The organism is Asticcacaulis solisilvae, from assembly GCF_052327315.1.
GTDB classification, from domain to species: Bacteria; Pseudomonadota; Alphaproteobacteria; order Caulobacterales; family Caulobacteraceae; genus Asticcacaulis; species Asticcacaulis solisilvae_B.
In genome coordinates, this window is record NZ_CP166196.1 from 2,181,075 (window position 1) to 2,204,594 (window position 23,520).

Here is a 23,520-nt window from a genome sequence, read left to right on the forward strand (position 1 = left end):
GGTTGGCCGCATGGATCACAAGAACACCATTGACATACGGGCCCAGGAACGGGCCGCCAGGGAAAAGGCCGAGCGGGATCGCACCGCGAGCCTCAATGAACGTGAAGACTGGCGATGGCTGCTCAGCGATGCCCGCGGGCGCAGGATCGTCCGCCGGCTTCTCGATACGTGCGGGGTCTACCGCACCAGCTTCACCGGCAATTCCCACACCTTCTTCAACGAGGGCCAGCGCAATGTCGGCCTTGTCCTGATCGACAAGGTCCATCGCCATGCGCCCGAGCAATACACGGTCATGATGCAGGAGAGCACCGAGAATGACTGATACCGAGACCACCCCTGGCGCCCAGGACGACACCCAAGGCGCAGGGGCTGAAGGCGCCGCCGAAATTCTGATCGGCGGCGAGCATGCAACCGGGACCGGCGCGCCCGACGGCGCGCCGGAAACCTATGCCGATTTCGCCTTGCCGGATGGCATCGCGATCGATCCGGCCGTGGCCGGCGACCTCAAGGACCTGGCGCGGGCGCTCAATCTTCCGCAGGACCAGGCGCAGAAGATCGCCGACCTCGGCGCCCGGCAGGCACAGCGGTGGGCCGACGCTCAAGCCAAGGCGCTCAATGACGCATCGGAGGCATGGGTTCATGCCACGAAATCCGATGCGGAGCTGGGCGGCGACAAGCTGAACGAAGCGCTTGCCGCGGGAAGCCGGGCCATGGATGCCTTCGGAACGCCGCAGCTGAAAAGCCTGCTGAACGAAACCCGTCTCGGCAATCACCCCGAGCTGGTCCGGTTTATCGCCCGGGTCGGCAAGGCGATTTCCGACGACACCTTCGTTTCGGGCGACCGGAGCGCGGGCACGCGCGGCGCCGATATGGCGTCGCGGCTTTATCCCGGGGCGGGGTGACGCAGGGGCCTGGTGCCCATGACTCGCCCCTTCCGTCTGGATCGGCTTGGCGCCGACCCAGCCACCTTCCCCGTAAACGGGGAAGGAGAAAGCAAATTCAACCCCTTAGATCTTTTCTTATCCATGAAGGAGCCACTGCATGGCTACTCTTTCCACCGGTCAACTGACTCTCGCCGACTGGGCCAAGCGCCAGGATCCCGGCGGCCGCATCCCGGCCGTCGCCGAGCTTCTGTCGCAGTCCAATGAAATCCTCGAAGACGCCGTGTTCAAGGAAGGCAATCTGCCGACCGGGCACCGCGTCATCATCCGTACGGGCCTGCCGACCGTCTACTGGCGCTCGATCAACCAGGGCATTCCGCCGTCGAAGTCCACCACGGCGCAGGTCGACGAGACCTGCGGCATGCTGGAGGCGCGCAGCCATATCGACGTCAAGCTGGCCGAGCTGAACGGCAATACCGCCGGCTTCCGCCTGTCGGAAGACACCGCCTTCCTGGAGGCGATGAACCAGACCCAGGCCTCGACCCTGTTCTACGGCAACCCGGCCAACGATCCGCACCAGTATCTGGGCCTCGCGCCCCGCTACGGTACGATTTCGGGCGCCGGCAATGCGCAGAACATCATCGACGCCGGCGGCAGCTCGACCAACAACACCTCGATCTGGCTGGTGGTGTGGGGCGAGGAGACGGTCTTCTGTCCCTTCCCCAAGGGCTCGAAAGCCGGCCTGAACCACCAGGACCTGGGCGAGGGCGACGTGCAGGATTCCAGCGGCAACTACTTCCGCGCCCTGCGTTCGCTCTACAACTGGGACAACGGCCTGGTGGTCAAGGACTGGCGCTATGTCGTCCGCGTCTGCAACATCAATACGGCCAACCTGGTGGCCGACGCAGGCGCCCAGGCCGACCTGATCAAGCTGATGACCAAGGCGGTCGCCCGCATCCCAAACCTGCGCATGGGCCGCGCGGCCTTCTACATGAACCGCACCGTCTACGAGATGCTGCGCATCCAGGCGCTGAACAAATCGAACGCCGCCCTGTCCGTGCAGCAGGCGCTGGACCAGTTCGGCAACCAGATGAACTGGACGACGTTCGACGGCATTCCGCTGCGCAAGTGCGACCTGATCCTCAATACCGAAGCCCGCGTGGTTTAAGGAGTCTGGCTTATGATCATCGACAACAATCTTATCGTTTCGGGCACGTCCGCCGCCAATGTCATCACCGGCCAGACCGTTACCGGGTCGTCCGCCGTCCTGTCGGCGAATACGATTGACCTGGGGCAGAACCGCGACATCGGCCAGGGCAACGACCTGCTGAAAGGCAGGGTAGAGGTCGTCACGGCCTTTGCCGGCCTGACCGCCCTGACGGTCGAGGCCATTCAGGCCGACGACGCCGCCCTGTCGTCCAATGTCACCGTCATCGGTTCGTCTGGCGCCATTCCGGTGGCGTCGCTGACCGCTGGCGCGCGGTTCGTCATCGAACTCAATCCGCGCATCGGTAGCGTCGGCCAGCGGTATCTGGGGCTGCGGTATACGCCGACGGGGACGGGGACGGCGGGTGCTGTCTTTGGTGACTTCGGCGCCGAGTACCAGGGTGGGCAGAAGACCTATCCGGGTGGGTTCAGTGTTCTGTAGCGGGTAGCGGCTTCTGTCGCGTCCGGGGCTGACAACCCCTCAGGCTCGCCGCCCCGCGCCTAACCCTCTCCCCTTAAGGGGAGAGGGGATTGCCCCGCCCACCGCCTGACGGCGGTCCCTTCGCGGGCGAAAGCTATACTTTTGCCTCGCTCACCCCAAAAATGGGGAGGGCGAAGAAACGATGCCAATCGGATCGTTGAGGAGGCCTTTCATGCCGAAATTTATTGTTACGCAACGCAGTTTTATCAATAACGCGCTTCAGGAGCCGGGCGCCGAGGTCGAGTATGATCCGGGCAAGGGCTGCGAAGTCGCCGACAATCTTGAACCCGTGAAATCGTCCTCCAAGGCTGCCGATACCGGCGCCGGCAAGGAGGACTGACCGTGGCCACCGTCGTCGATATCTGTAATCTGGCGCTGTCACATCTGGGCGACAAGGCGACGGTGGCCAGTATCGAGCCCCCGGAGGGCTCGCCCCAGGCCTCGCATTGCTCGCGCTTTTACCCCGTGGCGCGGGACTTCATGCTCGAAGCCTACGACTGGGGCTTCAACACCGCGCGCGCCGTGCTGGCCGACCAGTCGGTTGCCACGCCGCCGGCGTCGCCCTGGGCCTATACCTATGCCTTGCCGGCCAATTGTCTGCGGTTGCTGGCGGTCCTGCCGCCGGACGCCGACAGCGAAGAACTGCAGCAGGCCTTCGTCCGCGAAACGGCGGGCGGCGCTGACATCATCTACTGCAACCAGCAGAACGCGGTGGCACGCTACACTTGGCGGGTGCTGGACCCTACGCGGTTTTCGCCCCTGTTCGTCGACGCCGTGGCGCGGTTGCTGGCCTCGTACCTGGCCGGGCCGATAATGAAGGGCGACGAAGGCGCGCGCATGGCCGACGCCCAGTTCAAGGCGGCGTTGAGCGTCGTCGAACGGGCCAAGCTGTCGGACAGCCGCCAGGCGCGCAGCGACATCTGGCGCGACGATACGCGCGGCCGTCCGCCCTGGCTCAAGGACCGGCTGATCGGGGTGCGCCATGACTAAGGTCCGCACCAATGCCCGCAGCTTCGCCGGCGGCGAGGTGTCGGGCGAGTTCTATGGCCGTGTCGACCAGGTGAAGTACGCCACCGGTCTGGCGGCGTGCCGCAACTTCATCCCGCTGCCGCACGGTCCGGTAATGAACCGGCCGGGCACGCGCTATGTCAATGCGTGCCGGTATGCCGACAAGGCGGCGCGGCTGATCCCCTTCACCTATTCCGACAGCCAGACCATGGCGATCGAGCTGGGCGCCGGCTATGCGCGCTTTCATACCCAGGGGGGCACGCTGCTGGCCGGGGCTGCGCCCTGGTCGGCGGCGACATCCTATACGGTCGGCGATGCGGTGACGCAGTCGGGCGTCACCTATTACTGCAAGACCGACAATACGAACCATAATCCAGCGACCAGCGCTTTTTGGGTAGCGATGGGCGGGCCGTGGTACGAGCTGCCGCTGCCCTATACCGAGGCCGATCTGTTCGACATCCGTTATGTGCAGTCAGCCGATGTGCTGACCCTGACGCATGAGAACTACCCGCCGGCTGAAGTCCGCCGCTACGGGCCGGCGAAATGGGTCTATTCGGTCATCAGTTTCGGGGCGACGGTCGCTGCGCCCGCGGGCGTCAGGGCGGATGCCACACCGGCGACGACCGATCCGGGCGCGCCGCTGACCCAGAGCTATGTCGTCACGGCCCTGGGGGCGGACGGCGCGGAGTCGCTGGCATCGGCGCCTGCACAGGGCGCCAGCTATACCTTCGCGGACGTCACCTGGAGCGAAGGCAAGATCCTGCTTGCCGGCGACAAGCGGCCGAACTGGTCTGTCGGCGATCCGGCGCGTCTGTCGGGCTCCGATCACGACGGTGACTATGTCGTGGATTCCGTGACCCACGACACGATCTTCGGACTGGAGCTGACGACGATCACCTTGCGTGTATCCGGCGGCGATGTGGCCAGTTTTTCGAGCGGCGGTACGAGCGGCAGCATCATCCAGATGGGCGTGCGTAACAATCTGTTCGACACAGGCGCCTACAATATCGTGCGCTGGTCGCCCGTGGCAGGCGCCACTCGATATTATGTCTACAAGGAGTCGAACGGGCTTTACGGACTGATCGGCCAGACGAAGGAGACGTTGTTTCAGGACGACGACATCACGGCCGATATTTCGCGCACGCCGCCCAGCAACGCGAACCCGTTTTCCGGGGCCGGCAACTATCCGCGCGCCGTCAGCTATTACGAGCAGCGCCGGTCGTTCGCCGGCACGGTCAACAAGCCGCAGAACTTCTGGCTGACCAAGTCGGCGACCGAGTCGAACCTCAACCAGTCGATCCCGACGCGCGACGACGACGCCATCGCCTACCGGCTGGCGGCGCAGAAGATCAACACCATCCAGCACCTGGTGCCGCTGCAGGCCCTGGTGCTGCTGACCAGTTCGGCGGTGTGGCGGATCACCTCGGTCAATACCGACGCGCTGACGCCGGCTTCGACCAGCGTCAAGCAGCAGTCCAATGTCGGCGCGTCGAATGTGCAGCCGGTGCTGGCCAGCGAGAACATGATCTACGTGGCCTCGCGCGGCGGGCACCTGCGCGAGGTCAGCTATTCCTGGCAATCGTCGGGCTATGTCTCGGCGGATTTGTCGCGCTTCAATCCGGACCTGTTCGACGGCAAGGATGTGGTCGACATGGCCTTTGCGCAAGCGCCATACCCCATCGTGTGGTGTGTGTCTTCCGACGGCCGGTTGTTGAGCCTGACCTATGTGCCGGAGGAGCAGGTCACCGGTATGGCGCGGCACGATACGGACGGCGCCTTTGAAAGCGTCACCGTGGTGCCTGAGGACAGCGTGGACGCAGTCTATGTCGTCGTCCGCCGCGTGGTGGCCGGGCAGACCGTGCGCTATGTCGAGCGGTTCGAAAGCCGCCAGACCGAGGACCCGGCCCAGGCCTACATCGTCGATTGCGGGGCGCGCTATGACGGCGCGCCGGTGACGGCCGTCACGTCGGGGCTTTCACATCTGGAAGGCAAGACGGTGTCCATCCTGGCCGATGGCGCGGTCCATCCGCCCCGCATCGTTACGGACGGCGCCGTGACGCTGGACCACGAAGCTTCGGTTATCGCTATCGGGCTGCCGATCGAGGCGGACCTAAAGACCCTGCCCGTCGTGCTGGAAATCGACGGCATGGGGCAGGGGCGCGCCAAGAGCGTCAACAAGGTGTGGCTGCGGGTCAGCGAGGCATCGGGCGTCTTCGCCGGGCCCGGTTTCGACGACCTGACCCAGTACAAGCAGCGAATGGATGAACCATACGGCACGCCGCCGGCGCCTTTGACGGGTGAGCTGGAGATCACGCTCGACGGCGGCTGGTCGGACGGCGGGCAGATATGCATCCGCCAGTCCGACCCCTTGCCGGTGACCGTCGTGTCGCTGACCGCGGAAGTGCAGATCGGCGGCTAGGCCGCCATTTAAAGAGGAAAGTCATGGGTTTAACATCGGCAATCGCCACGACGGCCGGGGCCGCCAGCAATGCCATTGGGGCATGGTCTCAGGCTCAGGGCCAAAGGACGCAACTGGGGCTGGATGCGACGCTGGCCGATCTCAATGGGCAGATGAAAGAGCAACAGGCGCGGGGCGCGGTCATGGCCGGTCAGCGTCAGAGCCAGGGGATTATGCTGCAGACGGCGCGGACCAAAAGCAGCCAGCGCGCGGCCATGGCGGCCAATGGCGTGGCGCTGGATTCTGACAGCGCGGTGAACCAGCTGTCTTCGACCGACTATATGGGGCAGGTGGACAGCAATGCGGTCGAAGGCGATGCGGCGCGCCAGGCCATGGGCCTGCGCATGGACGCCGTCACCTACCGCAATCAGGCGCTGATGGACCGGGCAACGCGCAAGAGCATTTCACCGACCATGTCGGCGGTGACCAGCCTTATCGGCAGTTCCAGCCAGGTGGCGAACAGTTGGTCCAACCCGGCGGCCCAGAAGGGATGGCAGTCGTTCCAGATGAGTCTCGGCAAGCTGTGGAGCGGCGGCAAGAAGGACGCTCTGGCGGAAGCCGCAAAGACGCAAATGTGGACCTGACATGCCTACCGTTCCAACCAGACAAAACGCTTCGACTTCACCGTCCCTCGGCCTTGGCGGCAATCCTCCGAGCGATAGTCCCGCCGATACCTATGCCCAAGGGGTAAGGGACCGGGCTGAAACGACGGTGGCGCTCGATGCGACGAACCAGTTGCAGGGCCTGCGGTTTGGATTGTCCAACCCCGATACAGGGTACAGGTCGCTGCTCGGCGGCGATGCGGTCAAGGGCATCGGCGGCCAGGCGTTGACAGGCTACTACCTGTCCCTGTTCGACCAGGGCTGGAAGGATATCTCTTCGAAGCTGATGCCGGGGCCGCAAGGCATGTTCGATGCCGCCGCGCTCAACATGCGCGACGATTTCGCCCGTGACCTGGTCAAGCACGAAGCGGAACAGGGCCGGGTGTGGCGTTCGCAGGTGCTGAACCAGACGGTCAGCAATGCCACGGGCGCCCTGATCGCGGGAACGGACGGCAAGGACGATGGTTATACCGCCAAGGCGAGGGCAGCGCTTGTCGCCGATGGCCTGGGACAGGGCCTGTCGGGCGAGGACCTCGACAAACAGACCAACTTCGCCTTCGGTCGGCAGGTGGTTGAGCCGGTAGTGACTGCGCGCTTAAGCCAGGGCGACGTGGAGGGAGCGAAAGCCTTTTTCGACGTTCATCGCGACGGCATGGCGGCAGACGATGCCGATATCCTTGACAAGCGGCTGGCTGAAGCCGGAAAGGCCTGGGACGCAAAGACAGCGATCGATGGCCTATGGAACCGGTTGGGCCCGAAGTCCTTCAACGATCCGATCGACCTAGACGCCATCGAGAACGATCTGGTCGATCGTCATGGCGGCGACGCGCAGGCTTTGATGCGGGAGCGCGACGAAGTCCTGCATCGCATTCTGGGCTTCACCCAGGCCCGTGACGACGCCCATGCCGGCTACGCCAATTTCCTCATCAACCAGGTCAAGGACGGCGCTTCGCCATCCCAAGTCGTGGCCCTGCCGCAGTTCCTGGCCCTGCCCAAGGACCAGCAACAGCAGCTCAGCGACTGGCACCGCGAGCAACTGGCCGACAAGCTGACGGGCCTGACACCAGATCAAAAGCTTGACCGTCAGCTTGGACAGTTCGCCGCCTATCACGACCTGTCCAGCGATGATGCGCTGTCCAACCTGTCGGTCCCGCAGGTCCAGGCGACGGTCCCCGTGGTTGGCGACGATCTCAACACGCAATTGCAGGCGCAGAAACAGGCGGCGGATGCCGGCCAGCCGCCGCGTCTCGACGACACCACCTTCCGGGGTATCGCCGCAGGCCTCGGCCTCGACCCCAATCCCGGTCCGTTCGATGTCGAAGGCAAGGCGAGATTGGGTGTGCTCCGGTCCAGGGCGGAAGCGGCCATCGCCGCAGCCGAAGCCGGCGGCAAGGTGCTGACGCCCGACGAACGCCGGCAGGTCGCCATAGGCGAAGGCGCGGCGCTCGTACGCGACCATCCGTTCTTCGATATGCCGCAGGATGTGCAGGATGTGCTGGAGACGAAGCCAGTCGACTCGGTTGATGCACCAGACCTTCCATCCGAGCGCGCTTCAAACGTAACCGTTGTCTAATTGATTTGCTCATTTGCCGTTAGCTATGGTTGTCTACGGGGTCACAAACAAGCGTCGGAGCTTTAAGTGATGTTCGTGCCGGCAAGGTCGCGGTCAGGCGGTTGAGCAAATGGCTCGGAAGACTGGGTGTCCCTATGTCACCGACGAGGTTTTTGTCCTCTCAGGTTACGTCGGGATCACCCTTTTGGCGTCGGGCGTTTTGACTGGGTGTGTGCGCTCAGGCAGCTTCCCAGTCGAAACGCTCACCCGACAGCCAAAGCTTGTGCAGAAGGGCGGCGAGTTTTCGGGCGACAGCGACGCGGGCGCGTTTTCCGCCCTTGGCTAGCGCCAGCGCCTTGCCCCAGGTTTGAAGCGCGAACGGCCTTTTGACGCGGCACAGCAGGTTGTTTGCAGCTTCGTACAGGGCATGGCGCAAGGTCCGGTCTCCGGCTTTTGAGATATGGCCTTTGGTATCGCGCTCCCCCGACTGGAATCGTCGCGGCGCCAGACCTGCATAGGCGCCGGCGTCGCAACCATGCGCGAACCGTTTCGGATCTTCGATGCTACAGATGTAGGTCATAGCAGTGATCGGCCCGACGCCGGGGACCGTCATCAGGCGCTCACACACCGCATCGGATTGGGCTCGCCGTTTGATGGTCGCGGAGATCGCCTTGATCTGGGCTTCGAGCGCCGTCAGGCTGGTTATCATGGGTGCGAAGATGTCCCGCAGCTCGGGCTTCTGGCGGAACAGGAAGTCAAGACGCTTGTTACGCATGCCGGGCGTGGTCGATCCGCCCAGCCGCAAGCCAAAGAGTTTCAGCAAGCCGCGCATCTGGTTGACCATGGTGTTGTGAGCCCGGACCATTTGCTCGCGCATCTTGAGCCGCGCCCGATCGAGGTGGGTCTGGCTATCCTTCATATGCACGGCCTTGAACCAGCCGGTCCGCGCCATCTGCGCCAGGCCCTCGGCGTCATGGACATCGCTCTTGTTCACCTGGACCGACAGGACGCCCTTGGCATGGCGGGCGCAGATGCAGACGACCGGAAGACCGCGCTCCAGAAGGCCGTGATAAAGGAACGACGACAAGGTGCCGGTCTCAAGAACGACGCGGACGAGGTCAGGGCAACGCGCGTTCAACTGCGTCGCGATGATCTCGGGATCAGTAACGCATACCCCCCGCCAAGCCACTTTACCGTCAGTGTCGACAGCGCAGATATGGGTTGTCTTGTCGGAAACATCCAAACCGGCATAAAACTCGGTCATGACCATTCTCCTTCATCAGGCGGCGTCAAAAACGACGTCACCTCAAAAATGGCACGATAAAGCAATTACGCCATGTCACCGCAGTCGCCAGTCCGGTTGATCCGAAAATACCGATCGACCCGACCGACCTCGACCGCGTTGGAGATTTAGGACTCGGACAATATCTGGCTGTCGAAGGCGACCGGGTCGGGGACGTAGTGAAGCCGACGGACAGAAAGACAGGCACGTTGGTGACCATCGTCTCGGCAAATCCTGATGGCCTGGTCCATCAAGCCTTTGTCGACAAGAACGGGCATTCGATCACCCGATACTTGGATGCCAAAACAGGTCAGCCCCTCGGCGATGTCGACCTGACCACCGGCGGAAGCTGGCGTCTGAACGACGGCGCAACCCGCATCCGTGTGGATATTCTGCCTGCCGGTACCAATCCCAGCGGCGTACAGATCATGACCGGCGCAGATGTGCTGGCTTACCTTTCAGATAAGGAGTCCTACGATTGGGGCAAGACCCTACATAACGGTAAAGCTTTGGACCGCGTTGCAGCCAGGTCTGACTTCATGCAACTAAACCAATGGGTCGACTACTTGAGCGGCATTCCCGATCAGCCTGGCTATGATTTTGCCGCCAGACAGCGGGTGACTGGGACTGGCGGGAGACTTTATCAAAACGCCGTCGGCGCAGGACTTATCGGGCCTGACAGGATGACGCAATCATTCGTTGATTTCGGCGTTGGTGCCCAGCAGTACGACAGTGGCGGTCATCCAATCATGGGCCGTACGTCCATGGGATTCGGTCCCTTGCCTGAAACACCGATCCCCGTATCTCGGCCTTCTTACCTTCGAGGACCGTACTTGTTTGCCAATCAGTCGCCCGGCGACCTACCTCGCTCACCGGAGATAATTCCCACCAATCGTTTGACGGCAATGGAAGGACGTAAATTGATATATGTTATCAAGAAGGACGGAACTTTACTTGTAGCCAGAAACAGGGGGGCAACGGGCCACATCGATTTGGCTGATGGCAAGCCCGTTTTGTCCGCCGGACAATTTCGGATGCGACGTGGCGACATAGAGTATATCGATAATGATTCAGGTCACTATCGCCCCTACGGACCTTCCGCCGGAGACATCGCTGAAGCCGCTTTCAGGAAGCTTGGATACGATGCTGAAGGCAAGTACATTGAAAGGAAATTTTGATGTCTGATAAGTCGACGATTATTGAGAAGTTCCTCGCTTTGGCCCGGGAAGCGGAGCGTATAGATATGGAGGAGTTTGAACAGCCATTAGATCCTTCGTTCGATGCTGTTCTCAATTTCGTCTTGGCTCATCCTGAGGATAAGTCCCTGAATACGGTTTATACTAAGCTCGTTGCCAAACTGGAGCCCGAGCGGCTTGAAGCGCTTCGGAAATCGGAACGGCTAAACGGGCAAAAGTCTGCGATTATTTTGATTTTGATAACCTGTCCTCAAAAGCCCTTTACGAGGTCTGTGCCCAGACAGAGCACAAGAAGAAACCATAGAAAAGACACATTTTTGCCGCTTTTTGATCGCGTATTGTTCCTAAGTTGCGGGGCGGCATGATTTCCGATCGACATATGCGAATATTCACGAAGAGGGCGCTGGCCTTGGCCGGCGTCCTGACTTTGTTTGGGCTGACGGGGTGCAATGCGCACACGCCGCATGACAGCGATATTGTCGGCACCTGGACATATGATGGCCGCAGCGACGGCAAGGCCGATCCGAAAGAAGCGTCGGCAGGGACCATCACATTCTTTTCCGACGGAAGTTTCGAGGCCCGGCATGTCTCGGACGTGGTGCTGCAGATTGATAAGGAAGGCGTCTATGACGGCTCGGGCACGTGGTTTGTCAACCGGAGCAATTATCTCTTATCCAGACTTCTGGATCCCCCGTCGTTGACCCTTGTCGAGGACGAATCCTTCACGCATTACGACGTGCTTTACTCGGTCAGGAAGGGGCACGGCATTCTGAAGTTTGTCCGGTATGGAGAAACCTGGCATTGGGTCAAGTACAGGAAGAAGACGGGGGCGTCCGCCGACAGACAGGCGGACTCCAGGGGAGCAGGATGAGTCTATACACAAAAGCGACGATTGCGGTTTTTGCCATGGCGGCGATGGGGCTGGGCGGATGCCAGAAGCCCAAGCCCCAGGCCCTGTCGGATCAATACGCGCAGGAAATTGCCATTCCAGTTCAGGCGATTGCCGCACCCGAGGGCGAAAGTTTCGAGGACTGGGCGCAAAACACGGCCGCCGAGGTTTTTCCGCGCTCCGGCTACACGCTGTGCGTCACGCAAGACTATGTTTACCTGATGTACGCAACGCCGAAGGGCGCGGAGGCCATCGGCCATGCCCTTGGCGCCGATGGCCGCTATTCGGTACGGATGGTATCGCGCAGTGACTTCGTCGCGCAGTGCCAGAAGGCCCGCGAGACCTATGCCGGGGATGTACGGACAATCGAAATTGCCCCCGACGTAAAGCTCGACGACAATTTCTTCGAGAAATATCTGCTGCGGCATTTCCATCTGTCTTTGTCGGAAACCTATGGCACCAGCCGTGACGGCAACACGACAATTCTCATCAACTATCCCTGGGCATACAAGGAAAAGGATCGGGATTTCGCTTCGGTACTGGCGGCCATGAAAGCGCAATACGGCGCGAATTGCTGCAAGGTCCTGTCCCGCCCGAAATAGAAGCCAGGCGGTATGCGGAACTGAAGTCTGAAAGGAAATAGTGGCGGCGAATAAGGAGCGCACGCCTTGGCTATTTCATCCTCGATCCGCAAGTCCGGCCCCTATGCCGGCAACGGCCAGACCACCAGCTTTCCCTTCGGCTTCAAGATCTTCGACACCGGCGATGTTCATGTCGTGCGGACGGGCAGCGACGGAAGCGAAAGCGCCCTGGTGCCGGGCACCGACTTCACCGTCACCGTCAACGGCGACCAGGATTCGGCGCCGGGCGGCAGCATCGTCCTCAGCGCTCCGCTGGCTTCGGGAAGCCTTCTGACGCTGACCAGCAATCTCGATGAACTTCAGCCGACCGTGCTGACCAATTCCGGCGGCTTCTATCCCGATGTGCTCAACGACAGCCTCGACCGGCTGACCATCCTGACGCAGCAACTGCGTGAAAAGGTCGACCGCGCGGTCGTGGCGCCGATCACCGAAAGCGGCGGCAGCACCATTCCGACGGCGGCGGCGCGGGCGGGCAAGATCGCCTGGTTCGATACCGACGGGCAGTTGTCCGGCTGGACGGACGCCGCCACGCTGGGGTCGAGCTTCGACGCCGTGCTTCAAGGTACCCAGCCGTTGCGCGACCTGATCGGGGACCTCGGTTCCGAAACCCTGGCCCAGGCCATGGCCGATATCGGCGCCAATGCAGACCTCTACAATTTCGGCCGCTTCGGCGTCGACCTGGCCTTTACGGTCACGGCGGGCGGGCCGCTTTACCGCATGGCCGGCGACCAGCGCGCCGTCGTCACCGACCTGGCCGCCTATCAGTTCGCCCGCACCACGACCGCCTATGCGTTGAACGCCGACGGATCGGTCGCAACGTTTTCGGCATCCGTGCCGCGGCTGACGGCAGCGGGGCAGGTCCTGGGCTTCGGCGGCCGAAACAAGGTGCGCGTGTACGGTGACACGCCCATCGGCCTGGTGGGACTGGACCAGAGCGGCGACAATGCCGCCGTGGTGTCGCTGGTCGACGACAGCGCGGCCCTGGCGGCCGCCAAGCTGCAGGGTCTCGTGCCGTCCGGCAAGGTCGTCATGATCGACAATACACACGGCACCGGTTCGGCAACCATCGCTTTCAGCCTGGCCTCGCCGCTAACGGCGGGCGACACGGTCTATCGCGCCTATGTGCGGGCGCAGGCCGGCACCATGACGGCACGGGTCGGCATCGAAAACCTGCCGGGCAATGCCAGCGCCGAGGGCAGCACGGCCTCCACCAGCTATGTCGTGGTCGGCAGCAATGTCACCATCACCAACACGACCAGCCGCGTCTACGTCAAGGCGTCGGCGGGCTCCGTCATCTATGCCTGTCTGCCGTTCATCGGCAGCGGCGTCATTCCGCCGACCGTGCCCGTAACGCCGGTGAATCCCGGCACCTTTACCGGCGTGTCGGGCGACAGCCTGGCGCAGACGGTCCTCGATCCGGTCGCGACAACACATCTGACCAAGACCGGAGACGCCGCCGCGGTGCTGTCCTTGCTGGACGACGCGGCGGCCCCTTCGATCCAGTCCATCCTTCCGTCGAAGACGACGGCAAAGGTCTATCAGCTCGACAACAGCGCCGGCACAGGGAATGCCGTGGCGACGGCCGATTGCGGCGCCACGGCCGCATCCATTGCCTATCAGGTCTACACCTTCATGCGGGTCGTCGGCGCGGGCACGGCCTATGTGCAGTTTGAAGGCGTGGATATCGCCTCGTGGTCGGACGGCTTCTGGAACCTGATCGGCGCCACGGCGACCGCCGGGACCACGGCCGGCAAGATCGGCGTGCGCGCGCCGGCAGGCGTCGTCGTGCAGTTCGTCGATCTGCTGGTCGTGCCGGGCTCCAGCCTGCCGGCTGTGCTGGCGCCGTGGGCGCTGTCCGACACCCCGGCCAATAATGACGACAATCTGAGCCTGGCGCTGCCGTCCGCCTACAACGACCTGGTGGTCACCTGGGGCGGCGGCTTCCAGACGCGCGTGCCGGCGTCGGCGGGCTATGCCGACATGGGCGCGACGGGCCGCCGGCCGTGGATGGGCTATCCCATCGACACCATCCGTTCGATCCGCAAGTCGGAAAGCCTGAACGTCTATACGCCGCCGGAGGCCCTGCCGTCGTGGAGCTATACGCGGCGCTACAGCGGCACAGCCTACGATCCGTCGGATTTTCCGACGCTGGCCTTCAGCGACGATTTCACCAGCTACAGCCTGGCCGACAGCGATACGGGGCTGCCGGGCGGATCGGCGAAATGGTTCGGCACCGGACACACGACCTTCGGCTTCGCCACCTTCGTCAAGCCCTCGGACGCGCCGCATGACACCTATACAGTGGATGCCGGCAAACTTCGCATCCGCATGCAGTTGCAGGACGGCGCCTGGACCAGCGGCTGCCTGTCGTCGATCAACGCGGCGGGGGACGGTTTCACCTTCACCAAGGCCTATGTCGAATACAGGATGCTGGTGCCGATGGCGGCAGGCACCTGGGCCGGCGCATGGGCGACCAACGAAATGCCGGGCCTGGCGCAACCCCACGCCGAAATCGACTTCGTGGAGCTTTACGGCACCAATCCGGGCAATTTCCACGCCACGCTTCATATCTGGCCGATGTCCTGGCCGAACCCGAAGGGGCCGTCGGGCCACGTCCAGATCGGGCGGACGCCGACCGTCACCGTGCTCGACGGCAACTATCACACCTATGGCTGCGCCATCCACGACGACTGGATCATCCACTATCTCGACCGGGTAGAGGTCTGCCGCGCGCCCTTCTTCGGCGAAGTCAGGCTGGCGCCCATGCACCTCCTGCTGAACTTGGCGGGGCTGCCGGACGAGGTGGATGCCGCCGTGTCGCCGATCGACATGTATGTCGATTACGTCAAGGTCTGGACGGAGTAGGGACCATGTTCGATTTCAAAACCCCGCTGCGCCACTGGTCGCTGTGGCTGTCGGGCGCGGGCACGGCGGCGCTGGGCCTGGGTCTGCTGCTGCCGGAGACGGCCTTGCAGCTGTGGAACCTGTGGGTTCCGGCCGAGCTGAAAGCGCTGTTGCCGCCCGAAGCCGGACTGGACATCAGCTTCGGCCTGCTGGTGGCGTCCATCGCCGCCAAATTCGTGCGCCAGAAGGCCGTGATCGATGCCGTCCACGCCTGGCTGTTGAAAGGATGCGGCCATGACTGAGTCCGTGAAACCAGGCCGTGGCGCCCTGGCCGTCGCCGTCGGTGCGCCGGCCGCCGCCTTGCTGCTCAGCATCGTTCCGGCGTTCGAGGGCATGCGCAACGACCCCTATCTCGATATCGTCCGCGTGAAGACGGTTTGTTTCGGCCATACCGGCGCAGATATCCAGAATCGCCACTACAGCGATGCCGAATGCCGGGCCATGCTGGAAAAGGACCTGGCCCGCCATGCCGCACCCGTGCTGGCCTGCACGCCGCAGCTGAAAGGCAGGCCGTACCAGACCGCGGCGGTCGTATCTTTTGCCTACAATGCCGGTACGACGGCCTTTTGCCGGTCGGGCATGGCGCGCGACTTCCGCCGGGGCCATGACCGCGAAGCCTGCGCCGGGCTGTCCAGGTGGATCTACGCCGGCGGGCGCCGCGTCGAAGGCCTGGTCCGCCGCCGCGCCGCCGAACGCGCCCTGTGCGAACGGGGGCTGACATGAGCGATGAACTGAAGGTCGGCGGCGTCTGTCTGCTGACCGGGCTGGTGGCGGGCATGATGCTGACGGTCATGATCACGCCGCATCCTCGCGAGCAGGCGCTCAAAATCGACCTCAAGGCCTCCGAACAGGCGCGCGCCGTCGAGGCCGAGGGGGCCGCCATTACCGCGGCGTCCGGCCAAAAGGCCGAGGCGCGCGCTGTCCATATCCGCACCGTAACCCGGGAGATTGTCCGCCGTGTTCCCCAGATCCTTCCGCCCGATGTGGCCGCTCGTTATCCTCTGCCTGCCGGCTTTGTCCGCCTGCACGACGCCGCCGCGCGCGGCGACCTGCCCGCGACTGGCGGCCCCGCCGCCCAACCTGATGACGCGCCCTCAGCCGTTACAGCCGCTGACGCCGCCGCCGTCATCACCGGCAACTACGGAAGCTGCAGCGAAACCGCCGCGCGGTTGAGCGCGTTGCAGGACTGGGTGCGCGCCCAGCAGGCGCTGATGAACGGAGATACCCGATGACGGAAGAGCCCGATAGTGGCGGCTACTATCTGAGCAACGCCAAGCTGATCAGCCTGCTGATCGCCATGGTCGGCGCCGGTATAATGGCGTTCTGCGCGGTGATCTATGGCGACGAGCAGAAGACGGCGGCGGCGCTGAACCAGCATATCGTCGACGCCGCCACCAAGGCCCAGGCCTATGTGCGCAAGGACGACCTGGACGAAATCAACCAGCGGCTCCAGCGCATCGAGGACAAGCTGGACAGCAAGGTGGACAAGGTGCGCTAACCCGCAAACCGTTTCGTCAGCCAGCGCCGCACCGGAATATCGAAGCCGAAGGTCAGGACATGCGCCGCCGCCACGGCCAGCGGCAGGGTGATCAGGACGGCCGGAAAGGGCAGGGGGTTGTGCCCCCCTGCCACCGGCACGCCAAGATAATACGACAGGCCGTCGCTGTCGCCGAGCAGGCCCAGCAGCAGAAGATGCAGGGGCACGTGGATGACATAGAGGGCGTAGGAAATGGCGCCCAGCCAGGTCATGACAGGCTCGAACTTTCCAGGGCGGCTGCCGGCGCCGGCCCAGATCAGCAGGGGTTGTACGAGGACGACGAGCAGGGCGTCATAATGTGCGGCCTTATGTGGCCTGGCGGCATATATGACGACCATGGCGGCAAAGAGCAGTCCCCACGGCACATTCCACGGCAGACGCTTTCCCGCTGACCACAGGCGGTACGCCACGACGCCCGCGAAGAAAGAGAACAGGACGCGCGCGAAACCGCCGGGAAATTCTTCCAGTGTCGATCCGCCGCCGCCTTCCCAGTGCTTGATCGCCAGCACGACCAGGGGCAGGGACAGGGCGGTGATGGCGGCGGTCAGGCGCGGCCGCGATCCGGTAAAGGCAAAGACGAAATTGCCGACGGCTTCGAAGAAGAGCGACCAGGCCGGCCCGTCGAGCGGGAAGATACCCAGCGCGACATTGCTGAGGACCGGCAGGAACAGCGGCGCCAGGGCGACGGCGGTGCCGTAAAGCGGCCATGTCCAGCCGGTGAGCCGGCCGACCATGAGGCCCGCCGAAACGAGCCCGATTAATGTGCCCACGGCGTAGAGCGGATAGAGCCGGATGACGCGCTTCAACAGGAAGGCCAGGCCGTTGCCGCCGCTGCTCAGCTCTTCGCCATGACGATGCGCCAGAACAAATCCGCTCAGCACGAAGAACAGGTCGACCGCGGCATAGCCCATCGGAAAGACGTGCGAAGTACCATGGTAAATGACGACGACCATGGCCGCCAGGCCACGCATGGCGTCGAGAACAACGAAACGGTCTGTACTACGCGGCACGGTCTATCCGAAGACAAGGAAACCCTATTTGTGACAGGAAAATGTCAGCAGGACAATCACTGTCGTCAAGGTAAATGACAACCGTGAAATTCCATGCCATAAGGGTTAACGGCTGCGGGGGCAGGACAGAAACACTCTGTGAGAGGGGGATGTGATGGCTGACTATCCAGGGACTCCGGATAACGACACGCTGATCGGTGGCGCGGGTGACGACACGATCCATGGCGGCGATGGCAACGACACCATCACCGATCAGGTCAATCTCGATCAGCTGAATGACGACGAACACATCCTGCCCAGCACCGGCGGCGGCTACAACACGGTCTTCGGCGACGGCGGAGACGATGTGATCAACATCGTCGGCGTGGCGCATGGCGGCGACGGCAACGACACCATCACACTCCAGTCCATTCTGGAACTCGATCTGTTGAGCGCTCCCGACGACGCGGCCTATGGCGATGCGGGCGACGATTCGATCATCGCCCTGGCTGCGGCCAACCATACGCTCGACGGCGGCGCCGGCGACGACACCATTCTGAGCGGTGCCGGCGATGATTTCATCACCGGCGGCGCGGGTTACGACAGCATTTCAGCCGGAGCCGGCATCGACACGGTCTCGTTCAGCGGGCCGCGGAGCCACTACGTCATTACCCAGTCGAACGGCACGTGGGTATTCCAGGACACCGTGGGCGGTGACGGCGCCGACACGCTGACCGGTGTCGAATATGCCGCGTTTTCCGACCAGACCATGGAGCTGCACAACACCATCATCCTTGGAATGGGGGCCGACACCTACCAGGCATCGACGTTCGGCGAGACCGTCTTCGGCATGGGCGGTGACGACAGCATCCGGGGCAATACCAGCGGCCGCATGGCCGACAGCCTCGATGGCGGCGACGGCAACGACTACATTTTTGAGGAATACGGGCCCAACACCATACAGGGTGGCGCGGGCAACGATACCATCTACGACTGGGACGATCCATCAACCGTTTATGGCGGTGCGGACGACGACTATATCATGGCCGGCGGCTATATCGACGGTGGCGCAGGAAACGACAGCATCATCGGCGCTCTGGTCTCACTTGATCAGACGACATTTTTGCCCGGAACGGTCTTGGGCGGCGACGGAAATGATACGATCGACATGTCGCTCGATCCGGCCAGCAGCGCCCTGCTTAGTGGCGTCGGCGTCATCGACGGCGGCGCGGGCGACGATTCCCTGACCGGGTCCGTGGTGGCCGACAGCATCACCGGCGGTGACGGCAACGATACCGTCCACGGCGGCGACGGCAACGATACCCTCCAGGCGGGCCTCGGCGACGACAAGCTCTACGGCGAAGGCGGCGACGACCACATCTCCATGTTCTGGGGCAATGACTCGGCCTATGGCGGACTGGGCAACGATTCCGTCGACGCCTCGATGCTCAGCAGCGGCTATGTCGACCTGGGCGACGGCAACGATACCTTCCGCTATAGCGGCGACATCACCGATCCGGGCGCGGCGGCGCTGACCATCCTCGGCGGCGTGGGCAACGACTACATTTTCGACAGCTATCACGGCGACTCGTTGACTGGCGATGCCGGCGCCGACACTATTTTCGGCAATGACGGCAACGACACCATCTCAGGCGGCGACGATAACGACACCCTGTCGGGCGGCACCGGAAACGACAGCATCGACGCCGGCGCCGGCAATGACAGCGTCGACGGCGGCACAGGCAACGACACCATTCTGGGCGGCGCCGGCGACGACAGCATCACCAGCGGCGACGGCAGCGACAGTGTCGACGGCGGCGCTGGCAATGACATCGCATATTTCGCCTATAACCGTTCCAACTATTCGATCTCGATCTCAGGCTCGACTTTTGTCGTTGTCGATCACCATTCCAGCGTCGTTACGACAGACACCCTGTCGGGCATCGAGATCCTGCATTTCGCGGACGGCAACTTTGTCCCGACACCCGACAATACCGATGTCGTCCTGACGGGTACCTCCGGTCCCGACACGCTGACCGGCGGTGCGCACAACGACTATATCGACGGCAAGGCCGGTGACGACAGCCTGTCGGGCCTGGGCGGCAACGACACCATCGTGGGCGGTGGCGGCAACGACGCCATCGACGGCGGCGACGGCAACGACTCCCTGAGCGGCACCGGCACGATCCATGGCGGCGCGGGCAATGACACGATTTCCGGCGGCGGCGCCTTGTTCGGCGACGCAGGCGGTGACAGCATCACCGGCGGCAGCGGCGCCGACACCATTTCCGGCGGGGACGACGCCGACTTCGTCTACGGCGGCTCCGGCAATGACAGCATCGACGGCGGAGGCGGTGACGATACCCTTAATGGCGACGCCAACCTCTTTTTCGACAGCGGTTCTACCGGTTCGGATACGCTGAACGGCGGCGACGGTAACGACAGTCTGGACGGCGGCAACGGCAATGACAGCCTGACGGGCGGCCTCGGCACCGACCGGCTGGCGGACACCCGGGGCTACAATACCCTGGACGGCGGCGACGGCAACGATACGCTGGACGGCACCGGCGTGCTCGACGGCGGCCTCGGCGACGATGTGCTCAGCGACGCGCGCAGCAGTGACTACGACAAGGCCTATTACGACTATGCGTCCAGCCACTATCGCGCCGGGAGTTTAAGCGGCGGCGACGGCAACGACACGATCACGGCGTCCGGCCCCAGTGCCAGCTTCGACGGTGCGGCGACAACGCTCGACGGCGGCATCGGGAACGACTCGCTCAAGGCCACGGGCGGCGCAGTGGTCATGCTGGGCGGCGACGGAACCGACACCATTGTCGGCGCCAACGGCAACGATACGATCGACGGCGGCGCGGGCGACGACTGGATCCGCGGCTATTACGGCAACGACAGCATCGACGGCGGCCTGGGCCAGGACACGGCCTATTACAGCGGCAACCGCAGCAACTATACGATCGCCTTCAACGGCACGACCCTGGTGGTCACCGACCATCGCCATTACGATCCGCTCACCGACCAGGGCGATCCGACCGACGGCAGCGATACGCTGACCGGCATCGAAGTGCTGCATTTCGCCGACGGCGACTTCATACCGACGTCCAGCAACACGGCCTTCCTGATCGACGGCACCGGCAGCAATGAAACGCTGACCGGCGGCGCGCTCGGCGATGTCATCAACGGCCATGGCGGCGACGACAGCATCAGCGGCCTTGCCGGCAATGACAGCCTGACGGGCGAGGATGGCAACGACACCGTACTGGGCGGAGACGGCGCCGATACGATCTCCGGCGGCGACGGCGCGGACAGCCTGTCGGGCGGCAACGACAATGACAGCATCGACGGCGGAGCGGGCGACGATACGATCGACGGCGGCGCAGGGGCCGACTACATCACCGACGACACGGGTACCAGCAGCATCACCGGCGGAGACGGCGACGACACCATCTATGCCTATGATTTCGTCACCAGCAGCTACATCGACGCCGGAGATGGCGCCGATGTCGTCGTGGCTCACGGCACGGTGCTCGGCGGTACCGGCGACGACCAGTTGGAGGGTTATGGCGGCCATGACAGCATCGATGGCGGAGACGGCAATGACACGCTCAACGCCGACGCCTTCGATACGCTGACGGGCGGAGCCGGCAACGATTATCTGCAAGGGGCGAGCGCCGGAACCGACACGCTGGACGGCGGTACCGGCGACGACTCCATTGTGGGCGGGGATGCGTCCGGCCTGGTCTTCGGCGGCGACGGCAACGATACGATTACCGGCGGCCGCGGCAACGAGTCTATCCATGGCGGTGCCGGCAACGACTCCATCGATGGTGGCTACGGCACCGACCTTGCCTATTACACCGGCAATCGCGCCGACTATACGGTCCTGGCCGACAGTTCGGGCGCCTACATCATTACCGATACCCGCTCGGGCTCACCCGACGGCACCGACACGGTCACGGGCGTCGAAAGCTTCGTCTTCGCCGACCTGACGGTTTCGGCCGCGGATCTTCCCGGCAATGTGGTCGGCGGCACCCCGGGAAGCGACACGCTCAACGGCACCTTCAGCAACGATACCCTCTATGGCAACGACGGCAACGACACCATCCATGGCCAGGGCGGCAATGACAAGCTCGACGGCGGCAGCGGGGCGGACTCGCTCGACGGCGGGGACGGCAGCGACACCTTGTACGGCGGAACCGGCGACGATGTCCTCGACGGCAATTCGGGCGCGGATACGCTGTACGGCGGGGCCGGCAACGACTGGTACTATGTCGACAATGCCGGCGACGTGGCCTCCGAAGAGTCGACGGGCGCGGGTATCGACGACGGTGGCGGGGTCGACCGCGTCTATGCCGATGTCAGCTATACGCTCGGTAATTTCATCGAGAACCTGAACCTGACGGGCAGCTTCGATCTCAACGGTACCGGCAACGGTCTCAACAACGGGATGAACGGCAATTCGGGCAACAACCACCTGTGGGGGCTGGGCGGCAACGACGTGATGAACGGCGGAGCCGGGGCCGATACGATGTACGGCGGCTCGGGCGACGACCTCTATATCGTCGACAATACCGGCGACGTGGCGTCCGAAGAGTCGGCGGGCGCTGGCCTCGACGACAGCGGCAACGACACCGTCCAGGCGTCGGTCACCTACACGATCGGCAACTTCATCGAAACCCTGATCCTGACGGGCACCGGCAATATCGACGGCACCGGCAACGGACTTGCCAATCTCATCAACGGTAATGCCGGCAACAACCACCTGTGGGGCGGAGACGGCAGCGACCGCCTGAACGGCAACGGCGGCAGCGATACGCTGTACGGCGGGGCCGGAAATGATACGCTGACCGGCGGAGACGGCATCGACACCCTCTATGGCGGGGCCAACAACGATACCTACTACATCGACAATAGCGGCGATGTGGCGTCCGAACAGTCCACGCCGGGCATCGACGACGGCGGCACCGAAGATCGTGTCTATGCCAGCGTCAGCTATACGATCGGCGCCTATATCGAACAGCTGACCCTGACCGGCACGGCCAATCTCAGCGGCGGAGGCAATGACGGCGACAACACGATCACCGGCAATGCGGGCAACAACCTGCTGTCGGGCCTGGGCGGCGCCGATTGGGTCCTCGGCGGCGACGGTTCGGACACGCTTTACGGTGGCCAGGGCTACGACACGCTCGACGGCGGCACGGGCGCGGATACGATGTATGGCGGGGCCGGCAACGACACCTACTATGTCGACAATATCGGCGACGTGGTGTCGGAAGAATCGACCGGGGCCGGCATCAATGACGGCGGCGGCGACCGGGTCATGTCGACCATCAGCTATACGCTGGGCAACTTCATCGAAAACCTGAACCTGCTGGGCAGCGCCGACATCAACGGCACGGGCAATAACAGCATCGGCAACGGGCTGAACGGCAACAGCGGCAACAATGTGCTGTCGGGCCTGGGCGGGAATGACACGCTCAATGGCGCCGACGGCAACGATACGCTGATCGGCGGGCAGGGCAACGACGTGCTCAACGGCGGCAATGGCGCCGACACCTTTGTCTTCGCCGCGGCCAATTTCGCCAACGGCCTCGATACCGTCCAGGACTTCGTCCACGGCACCGATGTCCTGCGGTTCACCGGGGACGACTACGGCTTCACGGCGGGCCATGTCCTGAGCGCATCCGAATTCACCGCCGGCAGCGCCGCCGTCGGCACCTCGGCCCAGTTCATCTGGGATGCGGCCACGCACACGCTTTACTGGGACGACGACGGCACGGGCAGCGATGCCGCTGTTGTCATCGCCACCTTCAACGGCGGCGCGACGGTCACCGCTTCAGACCTGCACTTCGGATAAAAAAACAGGGCCTTCGGAGACG

The 23,520-nt window shown here is 63.5% G+C and carries 21 protein-coding genes; 19 read left to right on the forward strand and 2 right to left on the reverse strand.

Annotated features, from left to right (window positions below):
- The first annotated feature begins 10 nt into the window (after window positions 1–10).
- The 9 genes from AB8717_RS10245 (at window position 11) to AB8717_RS10285 (ending at window position 8,209) form a co-directional block, all read left to right on the forward strand.
- On the forward strand, window positions 11–322 hold the full coding sequence (locus AB8717_RS10245) for a Bbp19 family protein (protein ID WP_443747236.1): 312 nt from the start codon (window positions 11–13) through the stop codon (window positions 320–322).
- Complete coding sequence (locus AB8717_RS10250) at window positions 315–902, forward strand: hypothetical protein (RefSeq protein WP_443747237.1); 588 nt, start codon at window positions 315–317, stop codon at window positions 900–902. The genes AB8717_RS10245 and AB8717_RS10250 overlap by 8 nt, the downstream gene beginning before the upstream one ends.
- Window positions 903–1,041: 139 nt before the next feature.
- Entirely contained in the window at window positions 1,042–2,049 is a 1,008-nt protein-coding gene (locus AB8717_RS10255) for a major capsid protein (RefSeq protein ID WP_443747238.1), read from the forward strand.
- Window positions 2,050–2,061: 12 nt separating this feature from the next.
- Complete coding sequence (locus tag AB8717_RS10260) at window positions 2,062–2,529, forward strand: Bbp16 family capsid cement protein (RefSeq protein WP_443747239.1); 468 nt, start codon at window positions 2,062–2,064, stop codon at window positions 2,527–2,529.
- A gap of 211 nt (window positions 2,530–2,740) precedes the next feature.
- Window positions 2,741–2,908, forward strand: coding sequence for a hypothetical protein (locus tag AB8717_RS10265; RefSeq protein WP_443747240.1), 168 nt, complete (start codon window positions 2,741–2,743; stop codon window positions 2,906–2,908).
- 2 nt (window positions 2,909–2,910) lie between these two features.
- The gene (locus tag AB8717_RS10270; RefSeq protein WP_443747241.1) at window positions 2,911–3,558 is read left to right on the forward strand and encodes a hypothetical protein; all 648 of its coding nucleotides are present in this window, start codon (window positions 2,911–2,913) and stop codon (window positions 3,556–3,558) included.
- Window positions 3,551–5,995, forward strand: a complete 2,445-nt coding sequence (locus AB8717_RS10275; RefSeq protein WP_443747242.1) for a hypothetical protein — start codon at window positions 3,551–3,553, stop codon at window positions 5,993–5,995. Before AB8717_RS10270 ends, AB8717_RS10275 begins: the two co-directional genes overlap by 8 nt.
- Before the next feature lie 23 nt (window positions 5,996–6,018).
- Window positions 6,019–6,618, forward strand: a complete 600-nt coding sequence (locus tag AB8717_RS10280) for a hypothetical protein (RefSeq protein WP_443747243.1) — start codon at window positions 6,019–6,021, stop codon at window positions 6,616–6,618.
- Between the two features lies 1 nt (window position 6,619).
- Window positions 6,620–8,209: a hypothetical protein gene (locus AB8717_RS10285; protein WP_443747244.1), complete on the forward strand. Its 1,590-nt coding sequence runs from the start codon at window positions 6,620–6,622 to the stop codon at window positions 8,207–8,209.
- A 217-nt stretch (window positions 8,210–8,426) separates the two neighbouring features.
- Here AB8717_RS10285 and AB8717_RS10290 read toward each other — a convergent pair whose 3' ends face one another.
- Window positions 8,427–9,452: an IS110 family transposase gene (locus AB8717_RS10290; protein ID WP_443747245.1), complete on the reverse strand. Its 1,026-nt coding sequence runs from the start codon at window positions 9,450–9,452 to the stop codon at window positions 8,427–8,429.
- Between the two features lie 227 nt (window positions 9,453–9,679).
- Here AB8717_RS10290 and AB8717_RS10295 point away from each other — a divergent pair, with 227 nt between their 5' ends.
- From AB8717_RS10295 to AB8717_RS10335, 9 genes are all read left to right on the forward strand, one after another.
- Window positions 9,680–10,648: a hypothetical protein gene (locus tag AB8717_RS10295; protein WP_443747246.1), complete on the forward strand. Its 969-nt coding sequence runs from the start codon at window positions 9,680–9,682 to the stop codon at window positions 10,646–10,648.
- Window positions 10,648–11,031 carry a hypothetical protein gene (locus AB8717_RS10300; RefSeq protein ID WP_443747247.1) on the forward strand — a complete coding sequence of 128 codons (384 nt, stop codon included), beginning with the start codon at window positions 10,648–10,650 and terminating at the stop codon, window positions 11,029–11,031. Before AB8717_RS10295 ends, AB8717_RS10300 begins: the two co-directional genes overlap by 1 nt.
- 44 nt (window positions 11,032–11,075) lie before the next feature.
- Window positions 11,076–11,537, forward strand: coding sequence for a hypothetical protein (locus AB8717_RS10305; protein WP_443747248.1), 462 nt, complete (start codon window positions 11,076–11,078; stop codon window positions 11,535–11,537).
- The gene (locus tag AB8717_RS10310) at window positions 11,534–12,157 is read left to right on the forward strand and encodes a hypothetical protein (RefSeq protein WP_443747249.1); all 624 of its coding nucleotides are present in this window, start codon (window positions 11,534–11,536) and stop codon (window positions 12,155–12,157) included. The genes AB8717_RS10305 and AB8717_RS10310 overlap by 4 nt, the downstream gene beginning before the upstream one ends.
- 66 nt (window positions 12,158–12,223) lie before the next feature.
- Complete coding sequence (locus AB8717_RS10315) at window positions 12,224–15,061, forward strand: family 16 glycosylhydrolase (RefSeq protein ID WP_443747250.1); 2,838 nt, start codon at window positions 12,224–12,226, stop codon at window positions 15,059–15,061.
- A gap of 5 nt (window positions 15,062–15,066) precedes the next feature.
- Complete coding sequence (locus AB8717_RS10320; protein ID WP_443747251.1) at window positions 15,067–15,342, forward strand: DUF7940 domain-containing protein; 276 nt, start codon at window positions 15,067–15,069, stop codon at window positions 15,340–15,342.
- A complete protein-coding gene (locus AB8717_RS10325) occupies window positions 15,335–15,823 on the forward strand; it encodes a lysozyme (RefSeq protein ID WP_443747252.1) in 489 nt (162 codons plus the stop codon). Before AB8717_RS10320 ends, AB8717_RS10325 begins: the two co-directional genes overlap by 8 nt.
- On the forward strand, window positions 15,820–16,332 hold the full coding sequence (locus AB8717_RS10330) for a hypothetical protein (protein ID WP_443747253.1): 513 nt from the start codon (window positions 15,820–15,822) through the stop codon (window positions 16,330–16,332). The genes AB8717_RS10325 and AB8717_RS10330 overlap by 4 nt, the downstream gene beginning before the upstream one ends.
- Window positions 16,329–16,598: a hypothetical protein gene (locus AB8717_RS10335; protein ID WP_443747254.1), complete on the forward strand. Its 270-nt coding sequence runs from the start codon at window positions 16,329–16,331 to the stop codon at window positions 16,596–16,598. The genes AB8717_RS10330 and AB8717_RS10335 overlap by 4 nt, the downstream gene beginning before the upstream one ends.
- Here the strand turns inward: AB8717_RS10335 and AB8717_RS10340 are convergent.
- Window positions 16,595–17,647: an acyltransferase family protein gene (locus tag AB8717_RS10340; protein ID WP_443747255.1), complete on the reverse strand. Its 1,053-nt coding sequence runs from the start codon at window positions 17,645–17,647 to the stop codon at window positions 16,595–16,597. The genes AB8717_RS10335 and AB8717_RS10340 overlap by 4 nt on opposite strands.
- Window positions 17,648–17,801: 154 nt before the next feature.
- Between AB8717_RS10340 and AB8717_RS10345 the strand changes: the two genes are divergently transcribed.
- On the forward strand, window positions 17,802–23,498 hold the full coding sequence (locus AB8717_RS10345; protein ID WP_443747256.1) for a hypothetical protein: 5,697 nt from the start codon (window positions 17,802–17,804) through the stop codon (window positions 23,496–23,498).
- Window positions 23,499–23,520: the final 22 nt, after the last annotated feature.

Bases quoted from the DNA above. Each gene is read 5' to 3' on its own strand.
- AB8717_RS10285 (WP_443747244.1), top strand. From the start codon at position 6,620: ATGCCTACCGTTCCAACCAGACAAAACGCTTCGACTTCACCGTCCCTC.
- AB8717_RS10320 (WP_443747251.1), top strand. From the start codon at position 15,067: ATGTTCGATTTCAAAACCCCGCTGCGCCACTGGTCGCTGTGGCTGTCG.
- AB8717_RS10260 (WP_443747239.1), top strand. From the start codon at position 2,062: ATGATCATCGACAACAATCTTATCGTTTCGGGCACGTCCGCCGCCAAT.
- AB8717_RS10265 (WP_443747240.1), top strand. From the start codon at position 2,741: ATGCCGAAATTTATTGTTACGCAACGCAGTTTTATCAATAACGCGCTT.
- AB8717_RS10330 (WP_443747253.1), top strand. From the start codon at position 15,820: ATGAGCGATGAACTGAAGGTCGGCGGCGTCTGTCTGCTGACCGGGCTG.
- AB8717_RS10310 (WP_443747249.1), top strand. From the start codon at position 11,534: ATGAGTCTATACACAAAAGCGACGATTGCGGTTTTTGCCATGGCGGCG.
- AB8717_RS10255 (WP_443747238.1), top strand. From the start codon at position 1,042: ATGGCTACTCTTTCCACCGGTCAACTGACTCTCGCCGACTGGGCCAAG.
- AB8717_RS10300 (WP_443747247.1), top strand. From the start codon at position 10,648: ATGTCTGATAAGTCGACGATTATTGAGAAGTTCCTCGCTTTGGCCCGG.
- AB8717_RS10335 (WP_443747254.1), top strand. From the start codon at position 16,329: ATGACGGAAGAGCCCGATAGTGGCGGCTACTATCTGAGCAACGCCAAG.
- AB8717_RS10325 (WP_443747252.1), top strand. From the start codon at position 15,335: ATGACTGAGTCCGTGAAACCAGGCCGTGGCGCCCTGGCCGTCGCCGTC.
- AB8717_RS10345 (WP_443747256.1), top strand. From the start codon at position 17,802: ATGGCTGACTATCCAGGGACTCCGGATAACGACACGCTGATCGGTGGC.
- AB8717_RS10290 (WP_443747245.1), bottom strand. From the start codon at position 9,452: ATGACCGAGTTTTATGCCGGTTTGGATGTTTCCGACAAGACAACCCAT.
- AB8717_RS10275 (WP_443747242.1), top strand. From the start codon at position 3,551: ATGACTAAGGTCCGCACCAATGCCCGCAGCTTCGCCGGCGGCGAGGTG.
- AB8717_RS10250 (WP_443747237.1), top strand. From the start codon at position 315: ATGACTGATACCGAGACCACCCCTGGCGCCCAGGACGACACCCAAGGC.
- AB8717_RS10245 (WP_443747236.1), top strand. From the start codon at position 11: ATGGATCACAAGAACACCATTGACATACGGGCCCAGGAACGGGCCGCC.
- AB8717_RS10280 (WP_443747243.1), top strand. From the start codon at position 6,019: ATGGGTTTAACATCGGCAATCGCCACGACGGCCGGGGCCGCCAGCAAT.